The following is a 13,844-nucleotide window of genomic DNA, read 5'->3' on the forward strand; positions in this document are numbered from 1 at the left end:
GACATGCTCCGCGTAACCCGCCCCGGCTGGCCCGGTAACCTGCTGGCCGTGGCGGCCGGTGCACTCACCACCCTGGCGCTGGCGCCGTTCGACATCTGGCCATTGGCGTTGTTGGCAGTCGGTTTCTTCTATGCCGGTTTACGGGAACTGAACCCTCGTCAGGCGCTGGGCCGTGGCTGGTGTTTTGGTTTCGGCCTGTTTGGCGCCGGTACCAGCTGGATCTACTACAGCATTCACAACTTCGGCGGCGCTTCGGTATTGCTGGCCGGCTTGCTGATGCTGGCGTTCACCGCGGCGATTGCCTGGTTCTTTGCCCTGCCTGCCTGGATCTGGGCGCGCTGGCTGCGTCGCAACGAAGCGCCGCTGGCCGATGCCTTGGCCTTTGCGGCGTTGTGGGTCGGTCAGGAAGCGTTTCGCGGCTGGTTCCTCACCGGTTTCCCGTGGCTTTACTCCGGTTACAGCCAGCTTAATGGCCCGCTGGCCGGGCTCGCGCCACTGGGCGGGATGTGGCTGGTGTCGTTCACCCTTGCGTTGACGGCGGCACTGATTTACAACGCCTCGCGCCTGATCAAGACAGGTCGCAAAGGCTTCATCGCAGCCGGTGTGTTGCTGTTGATCGGCCCTTGGGCTGTCGGCATTGCGCTCAAAGGTCACGCCTGGACCAGCCCATCCGGTCCAGCGCTGAGCGTTGCGGCGATTCAAGGCAATATCGAACAAAGCATGAAGTGGGACCCGGCGCAGCTTAACGCGCAACTGGAGCTGTACCGCGACATGAGCTTTACCTCCAAACGCGTCGACCTGCTGATCTGGCCGGAAACCGCCGTTCCGGTGCTCAAGTCGTCCGCCGAAGGCTACCTGAACATGATGGGCGATTTCGCCGCCGATCGTAAATCCGCGCTGATTACCGGTGTGCCGGTGCGCATGGAAGTACGCCATGAGAAGCGCTTCTTCAACGGCATCACCGTGGTTGGCGAAGGTGATGGCACCTACCTCAAGCAGAAACTGGTGCCGTTCGGCGAATACGTGCCGTTGCAGGATGTGCTGCGCGGACTGATCGCGTTCTTCGACCTGCCTATGTCCGATTTCGCCCGAGGCCCCTCCGATCAGCCGATGCTGCAGGCCAAGGGTTATCAGATTGCGCCGTTCATCTGCTACGAAGTGGTCTACCCGGAATTCGCCGCCAGCCTCGCGGCTCGCAGCGATTTGTTGCTGACCATCAGCAATGACACCTGGTTCGGCACCTCCATCGGCCCGCTGCAACATTTGCAGATGGCGCAGATGCGCGCGCTTGAGGCGGGCCGCTGGATGATCCGCGCCACCAACAATGGCGTGTCCGGCCTGATCAACCCGTTTGGCCAGATTACTGCGCAGATCCCACAGTTCGAACGCGGCATCCTGTACGGCGAAGTCGTACCGATGCACAACCTGACGCCGTACCTGCAATGGCGCTCGTGGCCGCTGATCATTGTTTGCGTGCTGTTGTTTGGCTGGGCGTTGGTTGCCAGCCGGATGGCGAAAACCGTTTAAGTATTGCGGCGCCTGAAAAATTCGCAGCCTCGTTGCACTCGACAGCTCCTACAGAGAACGCAATCCCCTGTAAGAGCTGTCGAGTGAAACGAGGCTGCGATCTTTTGATCTTCAGCGGTAAAACATCGAATACCCGACCTGCCCCACCGCCTCGTTCAGCAATTGACCGGATTGCCAGATCGACTTGAATTCCGGCATCCAGCCACCCAGCGGTCGCGCATTGTCCACGCCTAAAAAGCCCACCGGCGCGGGCACCACTTCAAATCCTGCCTTCTGGAAACTCCAGACAGATCGCGGCATGTGCCAGGCATGGGTCACGACCACCACCCGCTTGATCCCTTGGGGCAATAACACCTCGGCACTGAACTGCGCGTTCTCCCACGTCGTGCGGCTGCGTCCTTCCTGCCAGCGCACCGACACGCCGAAATCATCCAGCAGCGAGTCCGCCATCATCTTCGCTTCAGTCGGCGGCGTGCCGTAGTGCAGGCCACCACTGGTCAGAATCGGCAAACCGGACGCCTTGGCCAGCCGCGCGGCATAACGCTCACGCTCGAGGCCAATGCCGGTTGGCTGGTCAGTCCCCCAGGCAATATCGCCACGTTCACGTCCAGAGCCCAACACCACAATCGCGTCCGCGCGCTGCGCCAGGGTCGCCCATTCGTCGAACGCCAACGGTGGGTTTCGCTCCAGCGCCCTGGCACTCCACTCCACCATCACCGGCAAGCTCATCAGCCAGAAGCCGCCGGCCCCCAATACGAAGCAGGCAGCCGCAAGCCTTGGCCTTGAGCGGCGCAACCACCACGCAAGAACCAGCAACAGCAAAAGAATGCCGGGAGGCAACAAAAGTTGTTTCACAAAATAACGAAAAGGCATCGAGCATCTCCTGAGATGCCCGAAGCCTAAGTGGGTTGACGCAATGCGACAAGAAATGCGCGAAGACTATGCTTTAAAAAACCACGTTTCATGGCGTGGAGCCGTTACTTGAATTGCAGGGACCGGGCCTTTACCGCGTCCTTGCCCGGGACTTTATCCTTGAGCCAGATGATTTTGGCCGAACGTGGTGCGTCGAGTTGCTTCACTGCTGCTGACAAGCATCCGTGTGTTTCACGTTCACTGCGATCCAGATAGGCTTTGACCAATTCAAACTCTGCGGGGCTAAGGCCGCGCAACTCCAGCTCCAAGGGACGCTCATCGCGCAGCCGGCCTGCAGTTTTTGCAGCATCCAGGGCCATTCCCAGACGATCGATCAGTCGTTCGTACAACTCCGGTTTTGTGACTTTTTGCTGTGACTCAACCATCCCTCACCTCATTGGAAGATAAGACCTACTCCCCATTTAGAGCTTAGCTTCCATGGACAAACCGGCTGAACGCCGCGACCAACGGCCCTCGCAGCTGTTTTTGAAGGACGCACGGCAGTAATCAGGGTTTCCCTCGGTAGAGCGCGGTCATGTATGCTACGGCGCTTCCTGTAACTCCACTTCCAGCTCGTCTGGGCACCGAAACGCCGATTTGGCGTGTTCACCGTCCAGCGTTGCATTGAAGAGGATTAGGCCACCCCTATTCAGTTCAAAAGTAGCCATGCACGAACAATATCAGCCCCGTGAAATCGAAGTCGCCGCCCAGTCATTCTGGGACGAGCAAAAGTCCTTTGAAGTCAGTGAACAGCCAGGCAAGGAGACTTTCTACTGCCTGTCGATGTTCCCTTACCCCAGCGGCAAACTACACATGGGGCACGTGCGCAACTACACCATCGGCGACGTGATCTCCCGCTACCAGCGCATGCAAGGCAAAAACGTTCTGCAACCCATGGGTTGGGACGCCTTCGGCATGCCGGCGGAAAACGCCGCGATGAAGAACAACGTAGCGCCCGCCAAGTGGACCTACGAAAACATCGCCTACATGAAAAGCCAGCTGCGCAGCCTGGGCCTGGCAGTGGACTGGTCGCGCGAAGTGACCACCTGCAAGCCCGATTACTACCGCTGGGAACAATGGCTGTTCACTCGCCTGTTCGAAAAAGGCGTGATTTACAAGAAAAGCGGCACCGTGAACTGGGACCCGGTCGACCAGACCGTTCTGGCTAACGAGCAGGTGATCGACGGTCGCGGCTGGCGTTCCGGCGCGCTGATCGAAAAGCGCGAAATCCCGATGTACTACTTCAAGATCACCGCTTACGCGGATGAGCTGCTGGAAAGCCTCGACGACCTTCCGGGCTGGCCTGAACAGGTCAAGACCATGCAGCGCAACTGGATCGGCAAATCGCGCGGCATGGAAGTGCAGTTCCCGTACAACGTCGATTCCATCGGCGAAACCGGCGCGCTGAAAGTCTTCACCACCCGTCCGGACACCCTGATGGGCGCGACTTACGTTGCCGTGGCTGCCGAACACCACCTGGCGACCCTGGCCGCACAGAACAACCCTGAGCTGCAAGCGTTCATCGCTGAATGCAAGGGCGGCAGCGTGGCTGAAGCCGACGTCGCCACTCAAGAGAAAAAAGGCCTGCCGACCTCGCTTTTCGTCGAGCACCCGCTGACCGGTGAAAAACTGCCGGTGTGGGTCGCCAACTATGTGCTGATGCACTACGGCGATGGCGCGGTCATGGCTGTGCCGGCCCACGACGAACGTGATTTCGAGTTCGCTACCAAGTACAACCTGCCGATCAAGTCCGTGGTGCGCACAAGCTCTGGCGACACCCACCCTGCCCCATGGCAAGACGCCTATGGCGAGCACGGCACGCTGATCAACTCCGGCGAGTTCGACGGTCTGGACTTCGCAGGCGCGTTCGACGCCATTGAAGTGGCGCTGATCAAGAAAACCCTCGGCGCCTCACGCACCCAGTTCCGCCTGCGCGACTGGGGCATCAGCCGCCAGCGCTACTGGGGCTGCCCGATCCCGATCATCCACTGCAACACTTGCGGTGATGTGCCGGTGCCGGAAGACCAGTTGCCTGTGGTACTGCCGGAAGACGTCGTGCCGGACGGCGCGGGTTCGCCACTGGCGCGCATGCCCGAGTTCTACGAGTGCAGCTGCCCGAAATGCGGCCAGCCTGCCAAGCGTGAAACCGACACCATGGACACCTTCGTCGAGTCCTCGTGGTACTACGCCCGTTACGCCTCGCCGCACTATGAAGGTGGCCTGGTAGAAAAAACCGCGGCTGACCACTGGCTGCCGGTGGATCAGTACATCGGCGGTATCGAGCACGCGATTCTTCACCTGCTCTACGCACGCTTCTTCCACAAGCTGATGCGCGACGAAGGCCTGGTGAGCTCCAACGAGCCGTTCAAGAACCTGCTGACCCAGGGCATGGTGATCGCCGAGACTTACTATCGTCGCGAAGCCAACGGCGCTTACACCTGGTTCAACCCGGCGGACGTCGAACTTGAGCGTGACAGCAAGGCCAAGGTTATCAGCGCCAAGTTAAAAGCTGACGGCTTGCCGGTGGAAATCGGCGGCACCGAGAAGATGGCCAAGTCGAAGAACAACGGCGTCGACCCACAGTCGATGATCGACCAGTTCGGCGCAGACACCTGCCGCCTGTTCATGATGTTCGCCTCGCCACCCGACATGAGTGCGGAATGGTCTGACTCCGGCGTCGAAGGTTCGCACCGTTTCCTCAAGCGCGTCTGGCGTCTGGCTCAAGCACACGTCACCCAGGGCCTGCCGGGCAAGCTGGACATCGCCGCCCTGAACGACGAGCAGAAAGCCGTTCGCCGCTCGATCCACCTGGCTATCAAGCAAGCGAGCCAGGACGTCGGCCAGAATCACAAATTCAACACCGCCATCGCCCAGGTGATGACGCTGATGAACGTGCTGGAAAAGGCTGCACAAGCCACCGAACAGGATCGCGCTCTGATTCACGAAGGTCTGGAAACCGTGACGCTGCTGCTGGCTCCAATCACGCCGCACATCAGCCACGAGCTGTGGAATCAACTGGGCCACGCTGCCCCTGTGATCGACGCCGGCTGGCCGGCGGTGGATGACAGCGCGTTGGTACAAGACAGCTTGCAGCTGGTGATTCAGGTCAACGGCAAGCTGCGTGGCCACATCGAAATGCCGGCCAGTGCCACCCGCGAAGAAGTCGAAGCCGCTGCACGAGCCAATGAAAACGTGCTGCGTTTTGTCGACGGCCTGACTATTCGCAAAGTGATCGTCGTGCCCGGGAAACTGGTCAACATCGTCGCCAGCTAATTGGATCAGGCGCCGGGCCATGCCCGGCGCCGAGTAAAACCTTTCGGGCCGCAAGATCGGCCCACATGGTTTCAAGGGGAGCAACAAAATGATCAAACGCAATCTGCTGGTGATGGGCCTTGCGGTCCTGTTGAGCGCCTGCGGTTTCCAGCTGCGCGGCACCGGCACCACTGAACTGGCGATCAAGGAGCTCGACGTGAGCGCCCGCAATGCCTACGGCCAAACCGTGGTGCAACTGCGTCAGCTGCTGGAAAGCAGCGGCGTCAAGGTCTACATCGGCGCGCCTTACAAATTGGTGCTGACCGACGAGCAGGAAAGCCAGCGCATTCTCAGCTACGCAGGTGCCGGCCGTACTGGCGAGTATGAAATAACCACCGTCCTGAACTACGACATTCGTGGCGCACATGACATGCCACTGTTGAGCGATAAAATCCAGGTACAAAAGATCTTTTTGCACGACGGCAACAACCTGGTGGGTTCCGATCAGGAAGCCTCCTCAGCCCGTGTAGAAACCCGTCGCGAACTGATTCAACGCATGATGCTGCGCCTGCAGCAGATCACGCCAACCCAGCTGGATCAGTTGCAACAGACTGCCGAAGCCAAGGCCAAGGCCGAAGCACAGGCGCTGGAAGCCGCTCAGAAGGCTGAAGCGAATACTCCGCGCCAGTCGCCTGTCCAGATCCCGCAACAGTAAGACTTTCGGGGCGCTCCGGCGCCCCGTTGGCCCTCTCTTATGAAACTTGCCCCCGCCCAACTCGGTAAACACCTGCAAGGTGCCCTCGCGCCCGTCTACATCATCAGCGGCGATGACCCGTTGCTGTGTCAGGAAGCGGCCGATGCCATTCGTGCAGCCGCCCGCCAGCAAGGCTTTGACGAACGTCAGGTCTTTGCCGCCGACGCCAGTTTCGACTGGGGTACGTTGTTGCAAGCCGGTGCAAGCATGTCGTTGTTCGCCGAAAAGCGCTTGCTGGAACTGCGCCTGCCCTCCGGTAAACCCGGTGACAAAGGCGCCGCCGCGTTCATCGAGTACTGCTCTCGCCCGGCCGAAGACACGATATTGCTGATCAGCTTGCCCAAGCTCGATGGCAGTGCGCAGAAGACCAAGTGGGGCAAGGCGCTGGTCGAAGGCCAGCACACGCAGTTCGTGCAAATCTGGCCGGTGGATGCCAATCAGTTGCCAAGCTGGATTCGCCAGCGCCTGTCTCAGGCCGGGTTGTCGGCCAACCAGGACGCGGTCGAATTGATTGCCGCCCGCGTCGAGGGCAACCTGCTTGCCGCCGCGCAGGAAATCGAAAAGCTGAAATTGATGGCCGAAGGTGGGCAGATCACCGTCGAAACCGTACAGGCCGCCGTGGCCGACAGTGCGCGGTTCGACGTATTCGGCCTGACCGACGCGATCCTCAATGGCGAAGCGGCCCACGCCTTGCGCATGCTCGAAGGGCTGCGCGGTGAGGGTGTCGAACCTCCGGTGATTCTCTGGGCGCTGGCCCGGGAACTGCGCCTGCTGGCCAACCTGTCACTGCAATACAGCCAGGGTGTGCCACTGGACAAAGCCTTCAGCCAGGCTCGACCGCCCATCTGGGACAAACGCAAACCGCTGATGAGCAAGGCCCTGCAACGTTATTCGGCGCAACGCTGGGCGCAGCTGCTGCTGGAGGCCCAGCGCATCGATGCGCAAATCAAAGGCCAAGCAGCGGGTTCGCCATGGATGAGCCTCAGTCGACTGTCTTTGTTGATGGCCGGCCAACGCCTGACCTTACCCGCCGAATAAACACGCCCTTGTAGCAGCTGGCGAAGCCTGCGTCCGGCTGCGCAGCAGTCGTAAACTCTGAATCCACTATCATCCTGAAGAAACTCATTGCTTGATTTGGCGACTGCTGCGCAGCCGGACGCAGGCTTCGCCAGCTGCTACAGGTTCTGTGATCAGCGAAAGGTCCTACACGTCCCGGGGACTAGACAGAACCCCAACTTCGGCCGATGATTTGCCCCGCAAAACCCACTCACTTGCGAGAAATCATCATGAGCAAAAAGCCATCAAAGCATGGCCCCAACAAGGCCAAATCCATCATCGCCCAGCCACTGTTCCGCAGCCGTCAGGAACGAGCCGGCAAGGGCAAAGGCAGCTACCGCCGCGAAGCCTTCCAGTCTAATAGCTGGGAGGCTTCTTACTTTCTGGCTGCTTAAAGCAGAACACCCCTTCTACATGTTAAGGTCTGCACCTGAATCGATTGCCCTGGACCTGTGCATGCCCCTTTGTCTTTCCCGTCGTTGGCCCGTTCGCCAATTGATCGCTGCCTCCAGCCTCATTTTGCTTGTCGCCTGCGCGGAAAAACCAACCGCCGCCGACGCCCAACCGCTGCAATCCCAGCCTGTCGCGACAGCCCCAGCGGTCATTCCGCCCGTGGTGCCGACCGGTGAAAACCTCGATATCCAGCCCACCCAGACGTTCGCCGAATGGCAGGCGGGATTCCGTAAAGACGCGCTGGCCGCCGGTATCCGCGCCGATCTGTTCGACCGCGCCTTTGCCGATGTCAGCTTCGACCCGAGCGTGATCCGGGCCGACCGCAGCCAACCGGAGTTTTCCCGCCCGGTATGGGAATACCTCGACGGCGCCCTTTCTCCGCTGCGAGTACGTAAAGGCCAAGCGCTGATCAGCGAAAACGCGGCCATCCTGCAAAGCATCGAACAGCGCTATGGCGTCGACCGCCAGGCACTGGTGTCGGTGTGGGGCATGGAGAGTAACTTCGGTCAGTTCCAGGGCAGCAAGTCGGTCATCAACTCCCTGGCGACGCTGGCGTATGAAGGCCGACGCCCGGGCTTTGCCCACGATCAACTGATCGCCGCCCTGCAAATCCTGCAACAGGGCGATATAACCCCCGAGAAAATGCTCGGTTCCTGGGCCGGCGCCATGGGTCAGACCCAGTTCATCCCGACGACTTACAACACCCACGCGGTCGACTTCGATGGTGACGGGCGCCGTGACATCTGGAACAGCCCCGCCGACGCCCTCGCTTCGACCGCGCATTACCTGCAAAGCTCCGGCTGGCAGAAAGGCCAGCCATGGGGCTTCGAAGTGCAACTGCCAGGCAGTTTCAACTACGTTCTGGCCGATGGCACGATTCGCAAAAGTGTCGCCGAGTGGATGCAACTGGGGGTTTCGCTGCCCGCTGGCGCTCGGGTCCCGCCAGGCTCTGAACACCTTTCTGCGGCCCTGCTGCTGCCGGCCGGTTATCGTGGCCCGGCATTTCTGGTGCTCGACAACTTCCGCGCGATTCTCAAGTACAACAACTCGTCGTCCTATGCGTTGGCGGTGAGTCTGTTGTCCGAACGCTTCAATGGTGCGGGGCTGATCAGCGGCACTTGGCCGAAAGATGATTTGCCATTGAGCCGTACCGAGCGCATGGAACTGCAAAGCCTGCTGAGTGCCCAGAACTACGATGCGGGCACCCCTGACGGGATTATCGGCGCCAACACCCGCAAGGCAATCCGCAGCGCCCAGCAGTCGTTTGGCTGGCCGGCGGACGGGTATCCGACGCACAAGTTGCTGGAAGGGTTGCGTAACCGCTAGTCAGCCGTATGGCGACTGCCGCCTTCGCGAGCAAGCTCGCACATTGGATTTGTGAACGACACAAAACCTGTGGGAGCTTGCTCGCGATGACTGACCATCAGGCGACGAAACTCTAGCGCCTGACCACCACATCCTGCTCCAACACCAACACCCTGTTCCCCGCATCCAGCTTGACCAACGCCCCCATCGGCAGCGTCAGGTTCGGGTCGCAATGCCCACTGCGCCATCCGGCCAGCACGGGTATCCGCAACGGCTCGAACGTCTGCTTGAGCAACCGCTCCAGCGCCGCCGGCTCGACCCCCGCGATATCTCCCACCAGCACCCCGCGCAGCTTGCCCAGCGTTCCGGCCAGACGCAGATGGGTCAGTAGCCGGTCGATGCGATACAACGGCTCGTTGATGTCCTCGATCAACAGGATGACGCCCTCGGCCTCCAGCTCGTAAGGCGTGCCCATGGTCGCGGCGATCATCGACAGGTTGCCCCCCAGCAAGCGCCCATGCGCGACGCCGGGTTCGATAGTGGTCAACGGGTAAGCCGCCGGATGAGCCAACACGCTGCCGGCCTTCACCTGCCCACGGAGCATGTTGAAAAACGAAGACTCGGTCGGTTTTCGCTTGTCGCCCAACAAGTCGGCATTGAGCAGCGGACCATGAAAGGTCACGAAACCGGCATAACGGCTGATCGCCACGTGCAGCGCCGTGATGTCGCTGTAGCCGATGAACGGCTTGGCGTTGTTTTGCAGCAGTTCGAAATCTATGCGGTCGAGCAAACGCGGTGTGCCGTAACCACCCCGCAGGCAGATGATCGCGTCGACCTCGGTGTCGGCGAATGCCGCGTGCAAATCATTGAGCCGCACTTCGTCACTGCCGGCCAGGTAACCGTCCTTTTCATACACCCCGGGATACACCCGCAACGCATAACCGCGAGCGTGCATCCAGGCAATGGCTTTGTCAGTGTCCAGCCCGGCGGGACCTGCTGGTGCAATGACGCCGATCAGCCCTTGCGACGGCAACGCCGGAACAGGTTTATGTGGATACAGCGTATGGGTCGGTCGAACGGTCATCCATGAATCTCCCTGCGTGAACACTTCAGCACACAGTAGTCAGGTACGGGGACAAACAGAAGAGGGTCAGTCGCCCGCAGGTTGCAGGAAAAAACGCTGGCTGGCGTAGGCCAGGCAAAAAAACGCCCGCAAAGCCTGGAAAGCCATGCGGGCGTCTTTTATGTCATCGCCAAATTACAGGGACGACATCAGCTCGGCTTTAACCAGCTTCGCCTGCTCGTCGGCGTGGTACGACGAACGTACCAGCGGGCCGGAAGCGACGTTCTTGAAGCCCATCTTGTAACCTTCCTCGGCGAACCAGGCGAAAGTGTCCGGGTGCACGAAACGCTGCACCGGCAAGTGGCTGCGAGACGGTTGCAGGTATTGGCCCAGCGTCAGCATGTCGATGTCGTGCTCGCGCATGCGCTTCATGACTTCGATGACTTCTTCGTCGGTTTCGCCCAGGCCCAGCATCAAGCCGGACTTGGTTGGAATGTGCGGCATCATTTGCTTGAAACGCTGCAGCAGGGTCAGCGACCACTGGTAATCCGAACCCGGACGCGCTGCTTTGTACAAACGCGGCACGGTTTCCAGGTTGTGGTTGAACACATCCGGTGGCTCGGCCGCGGTGATTTCCAGCGCCACGTCCATACGGCCACGGTAATCCGGGACCAGGGTTTCGAGCTGCACGTTCGGCGACAGTTTGCGGATCTCGCGGATGCAGTCGGCAAAGTGCTGGGCACCGCCGTCACGCAGGTCGTCGCGGTCAACCGAGGTGATCACCACGTACTTCAATTTCAGGTCGGCGATGGCGATGGCCAGGCTTTCCGGCTCGTTCACGTCCAGAGGTTTCGGACGGCCGTGGCCGACGTCGCAGAACGGGCAGCGACGGGTGCAGATGTCGCCCATGATCATGAACGTCGCGGTACCGCCGGAGAAGCACTCGCCCAGGTTCGGGCAGGACGCTTCTTCGCACACGCTGTGCAGCTTGTGTTTACGCAACAGGGCCTTGATGCGGTCGACTTCCGGGGAAACCGGGATGCGTACACGAATCCAGTCGGGTTTCTTTGGCAGTTCGGTGGTCGGAATGATCTTCACCGGGATACGTGCAACCTTCTCGGCGCCGCGCAGCTTGACGCCGGCTTCAACCTTGGCACGCGGGGCCGGACGCTCGGTGACATCAAGCGTCGGGATCATGGTTTGCACTGCATCAGTAGTCATATCAGTCGATTCCGCCCGTTAGGGTCGTCTGCTCAGCATAGTCGAGGTGTTTGACGAGCTGCGCGCGCAGCCGGGCACTTACCTCGGCAAATTCAATCGATCCTGCGTGATCGCTCAGCTGGGTCATCGCCAGCCCGGCGTAGCCGCAGGGATTAATCCGTCGAAACGGTTCCAGGTTCATGTCCACGTTCAGGGCCAGGCCATGAAAGGAACAACCGTGGCGGATCCGCAGACCCAGAGATGCGATTTTCGCCCCGTTGACGTAGACACCCGGTGCGTCCGGCTTGGCGGCGGCAGTAACGCCGTAGCTGGCCAGTAACTCGATCAGGCATTGCTCCATGCGGCTGACCAGGTCACGCACGCCAAACCCCAGCTTGCGTACGTCCAGTAGCAGATAGGCCACCAGTTGGCCAGGGCCGTGATAGGTCACCTGACCGCCCCGATCGACCTGCACCACCGGAATATCCCCGGGAAGCAGCAGATGCTCAGCCTTGCCAGCCTGCCCCTGGGTGAACACCGGCGGGTGCTCGACCAGCCAGATCTCGTCGGCGGCATCGGTGCCGCGTTCGTTGGTGAAGCGTTGCATGGCATGCCAGACCGGCTCGTAAGCCATCTGGCCGAGCTCACGAAAGCCCAGCGTGCCAGACATCACAGCACCATGTGCACGAAGCCGGTCGCCCGCAGATAGCTGTTGATGTTGTACAGCTGGTCCTGGTCGGTCGCGACGATGTGCAACTGAATGGTGGTGTATTTGCCGTTGCTGCTTTGACGCTCATCGACACGCTCATCGTTGATGGTCGCGTATTTCTTGACGATTTCAATGATCTTGTCTTTGTTGCCGACGCCCGTATCGCAGATCACCTTAACCGGATAATCAACTTGGGGAAATTCGATCTTTGGTGCCTTTACTTCGGTATCGGTCATGGCGTAACGGCCTCGTAAGCGTAAGCCGTGGCGACAGCAAAACCCCGCGCCGGATCAGCACGGGGCCTTGCAGGAGCACACTATCAGTTGAACATGCTGTAGAAGAATAGACGGATGCTATCCCACATGCGGCGGAAGATACCACCCTCCTCGACCGCGTCCAGAGCGATCAGATCGGCGCTGTGCACCACCTTGTCGTCCAGTTTCACTTCGACTTTACCGATCACGTCGCCCTTGGCGATTGGCGCAACCAGTTGCGGGTTCATGGTCATGCTGGCAGCAAGCTTTTTCAGCTGGCCTTTTGGCAGGGTCATGGTCAGGTCTTCAGCCAGGCCGGCCTTGACTTGATTGGTCGCGCCTTTCCAGACAGGGGCTTGAGCCAGCTCGGCGCCTTTCTGATAGAAGGTCTGGGTTTCGAAGAAGCGGAAACCGTAAGTCAGCAGCTTCTGGGTTTCGGCGGCACGAGCCACTTCGCTGTTGGTGCCGAACACCACCGCGATCAGGCGCATGCCATCACGTACGGCCGAAGACACCATGCAGTAGCCGGCTTCATCGGTGTGGCCGGTTTTCAGACCGTCGACGGTCTTGTCGCGCCACAGCAGCAGGTTGCGGTTAGGTTGCTTGATGCCGTTCCAGAAGAACTCTTTCTGCGAGTAGATCGCGTAGTGAGCCGGGTCTTCGTGAATGATTGCGCGAGCCAGCACCGCCATGTCATGAGCCGACGAGTAGTGCTCCGGGTTCGGTAGACCAGTCGGGTTCATGAAGTGGGTGTTGGTCATGCCCAGGTCGGCCACGGTTTTGTTCATCACGTCAGCGAATGCATCTTCGCTGCCGGCGATGTGCTCGGAGAGCGCAACACTGGCGTCGTTACCCGACTGAATGATGATGCCGTGCAGCAGGTCGCTGACAGTAACCTGCGAACCCACCTTGATGAACATCCGCGAACCGCCGGTACGCCAGGCGTTTTCGCTGACGGTCACCGGGTCGTTTTCGCCGATCTGGCCACGACGGATTTCCAGGGTCGCGATGTACGCGGTCATCAGCTTGGTCAGGCTGGCCGGTGGCAGACGCTGGTCACCGTTGTTCTCGACCAGCACGTTGCCGCTGCTGGCATCCATGAGCACATAGGCCTTGGCGGCCAGTTGTGGTGGCGACGGCATCACCTCGACCGCGAAAGCGGCAGGTGAGAGAAGCAGCGGGACTAGCAGGAACAGGCGTTTGGCAAAGGTGGTGATGTTCATCCGTCTCTCGAAATCGCTAATGGAAACTTGCCCAGGGGCAAAACTAATCAAATAACCTTCTAACGGGTTATCGCGTGTTCAGTTGCTCACTCTGTAACCCTTGCCGGGCTTTTGTTCTGTATCGAGCCAACAACCT

At 60.1% G+C, this 13,844-nt stretch carries 13 protein-coding genes; 6 read left to right on the forward strand and 7 right to left on the reverse strand.

Going from position 1 to position 13,844, the window contains the following annotated elements; all coding sequences use genetic code 11:
* Positions 1-3 precede the first annotated feature (3 nt).
* Positions 4-1,527, forward strand: coding sequence for an apolipoprotein N-acyltransferase (gene lnt, locus LOY55_RS26860; protein ID WP_223525604.1), 1,524 nt, complete (start codon positions 4-6; stop codon positions 1,525-1,527).
* A gap of 111 nt (positions 1,528-1,638) precedes the next feature.
* Here the strand turns inward: lnt and LOY55_RS26865 are convergent, their stop codons facing one another.
* The gene (locus LOY55_RS26865) at positions 1,639-2,400 is read right to left on the reverse strand and encodes a YdcF family protein (RefSeq protein WP_223525605.1); all 762 of its coding nucleotides are present in this window, start codon (positions 2,398-2,400) and stop codon (positions 1,639-1,641) included.
* A 104-nt stretch (positions 2,401-2,504) separates the two neighbouring features.
* Positions 2,505-2,825 carry a hypothetical protein gene (locus LOY55_RS26870; protein WP_046028713.1) on the reverse strand — a complete coding sequence of 107 codons (321 nt, stop codon included), beginning with the start codon at positions 2,823-2,825 and terminating at the stop codon, positions 2,505-2,507.
* A gap of 280 nt (positions 2,826-3,105) precedes the next feature.
* Between LOY55_RS26870 and leuS the strand changes: the two genes are divergently transcribed.
* The 5 genes from leuS (at position 3,106) to LOY55_RS26895 (ending at position 9,280) form a co-directional block, all read left to right on the forward strand.
* On the forward strand, positions 3,106-5,712 hold the full coding sequence (leuS, locus tag LOY55_RS26875; RefSeq protein ID WP_223525606.1) for a leucine--tRNA ligase: 2,607 nt from the start codon (positions 3,106-3,108) through the stop codon (positions 5,710-5,712).
* Positions 5,713-5,800: 88 nt separating this feature from the next.
* Positions 5,801-6,406: an LPS assembly lipoprotein LptE gene (gene lptE, locus LOY55_RS26880; protein ID WP_109786345.1), complete on the forward strand. Its 606-nt coding sequence runs from the start codon at positions 5,801-5,803 to the stop codon at positions 6,404-6,406.
* A 39-nt stretch (positions 6,407-6,445) separates the two neighbouring features.
* The gene (gene holA / locus LOY55_RS26885; protein ID WP_223525607.1) at positions 6,446-7,483 is read left to right on the forward strand and encodes a DNA polymerase III subunit delta; all 1,038 of its coding nucleotides are present in this window, start codon (positions 6,446-6,448) and stop codon (positions 7,481-7,483) included.
* 248 nt (positions 7,484-7,731) lie between these two features.
* Positions 7,732-7,896 carry an alternative ribosome rescue factor ArfA gene (gene arfA, locus LOY55_RS26890; protein WP_003176285.1) on the forward strand — a complete coding sequence of 55 codons (165 nt, stop codon included), beginning with the start codon at positions 7,732-7,734 and terminating at the stop codon, positions 7,894-7,896.
* Positions 7,897-7,957: 61 nt separating this feature from the next.
* The gene (locus tag LOY55_RS26895; RefSeq protein WP_109786347.1) at positions 7,958-9,280 is read left to right on the forward strand and encodes a lytic murein transglycosylase; all 1,323 of its coding nucleotides are present in this window, start codon (positions 7,958-7,960) and stop codon (positions 9,278-9,280) included.
* A gap of 112 nt (positions 9,281-9,392) precedes the next feature.
* Here the strand turns inward: LOY55_RS26895 and LOY55_RS26900 are convergent, their stop codons facing one another.
* From LOY55_RS26900 to LOY55_RS26920, 5 genes are all read right to left on the reverse strand, one after another.
* Positions 9,393-10,343: an LD-carboxypeptidase gene (locus tag LOY55_RS26900; RefSeq protein ID WP_223525608.1), complete on the reverse strand. Its 951-nt coding sequence runs from the start codon at positions 10,341-10,343 to the stop codon at positions 9,393-9,395.
* Between the two features lie 174 nt (positions 10,344-10,517).
* Positions 10,518-11,543, reverse strand: coding sequence for a lipoyl synthase (lipA, locus tag LOY55_RS26905; RefSeq protein ID WP_109786349.1), 1,026 nt, complete (start codon positions 11,541-11,543; stop codon positions 10,518-10,520).
* A 1-nt stretch (position 11,544) separates the two neighbouring features.
* Positions 11,545-12,192, reverse strand: coding sequence for a lipoyl(octanoyl) transferase LipB (gene lipB, locus LOY55_RS26910; protein WP_046028719.1), 648 nt, complete (start codon positions 12,190-12,192; stop codon positions 11,545-11,547).
* Positions 12,192-12,467 carry a DUF493 domain-containing protein gene (locus tag LOY55_RS26915; protein WP_046028720.1) on the reverse strand — a complete coding sequence of 92 codons (276 nt, stop codon included), beginning with the start codon at positions 12,465-12,467 and terminating at the stop codon, positions 12,192-12,194. The genes lipB and LOY55_RS26915 overlap by 1 nt, the downstream gene beginning before the upstream one ends.
* 83 nt (positions 12,468-12,550) lie before the next feature.
* Positions 12,551-13,708 (reverse strand): D-alanyl-D-alanine carboxypeptidase family protein, encoded by a 1,158-nt coding sequence (locus tag LOY55_RS26920; protein ID WP_046028721.1) that lies wholly within the window; start codon positions 13,706-13,708, stop codon positions 12,551-12,553.
* Positions 13,709-13,844 lie beyond the last annotated feature (136 nt).

This window comes from Pseudomonas sp. B21-040 (assembly GCF_024748695.1).
Taxonomy (GTDB): domain Bacteria; phylum Pseudomonadota; class Gammaproteobacteria; order Pseudomonadales; family Pseudomonadaceae; genus Aquipseudomonas.

What these genes read in the sequence shown, in the direction of transcription:
- lptE (WP_109786345.1), top strand. Translation starts at nt 5,801, where the DNA reads ATGATCAAACGCAATCTGCTGGTGATGGGCCTTGCGGTCCTGTTGAGC.
- LOY55_RS26895 (WP_109786347.1), top strand. Translation starts at nt 7,958, where the DNA reads ATGCCCCTTTGTCTTTCCCGTCGTTGGCCCGTTCGCCAATTGATCGCT.
- lnt (WP_223525604.1), top strand. Translation starts at nt 4, where the DNA reads ATGCTCCGCGTAACCCGCCCCGGCTGGCCCGGTAACCTGCTGGCCGTG.
- lipB (WP_046028719.1), bottom strand. Translation starts at nt 12,192, where the DNA reads ATGTCTGGCACGCTGGGCTTTCGTGAGCTCGGCCAGATGGCTTACGAG.
- LOY55_RS26915 (WP_046028720.1), bottom strand. Translation starts at nt 12,467, where the DNA reads ATGACCGATACCGAAGTAAAGGCACCAAAGATCGAATTTCCCCAAGTT.
- holA (WP_223525607.1), top strand. Translation starts at nt 6,446, where the DNA reads ATGAAACTTGCCCCCGCCCAACTCGGTAAACACCTGCAAGGTGCCCTC.
- LOY55_RS26865 (WP_223525605.1), bottom strand. Translation starts at nt 2,400, where the DNA reads ATGCCTTTTCGTTATTTTGTGAAACAACTTTTGTTGCCTCCCGGCATT.
- lipA (WP_109786349.1), bottom strand. Translation starts at nt 11,543, where the DNA reads ATGACTACTGATGCAGTGCAAACCATGATCCCGACGCTTGATGTCACC.
- LOY55_RS26920 (WP_046028721.1), bottom strand. Translation starts at nt 13,708, where the DNA reads ATGAACATCACCACCTTTGCCAAACGCCTGTTCCTGCTAGTCCCGCTG.
- LOY55_RS26870 (WP_046028713.1), bottom strand. Translation starts at nt 2,825, where the DNA reads ATGGTTGAGTCACAGCAAAAAGTCACAAAACCGGAGTTGTACGAACGA.
- LOY55_RS26900 (WP_223525608.1), bottom strand. Translation starts at nt 10,343, where the DNA reads ATGACCGTTCGACCGACCCATACGCTGTATCCACATAAACCTGTTCCG.
- leuS (WP_223525606.1), top strand. Translation starts at nt 3,106, where the DNA reads ATGCACGAACAATATCAGCCCCGTGAAATCGAAGTCGCCGCCCAGTCA.
- arfA (WP_003176285.1), top strand. Translation starts at nt 7,732, where the DNA reads ATGAGCAAAAAGCCATCAAAGCATGGCCCCAACAAGGCCAAATCCATC.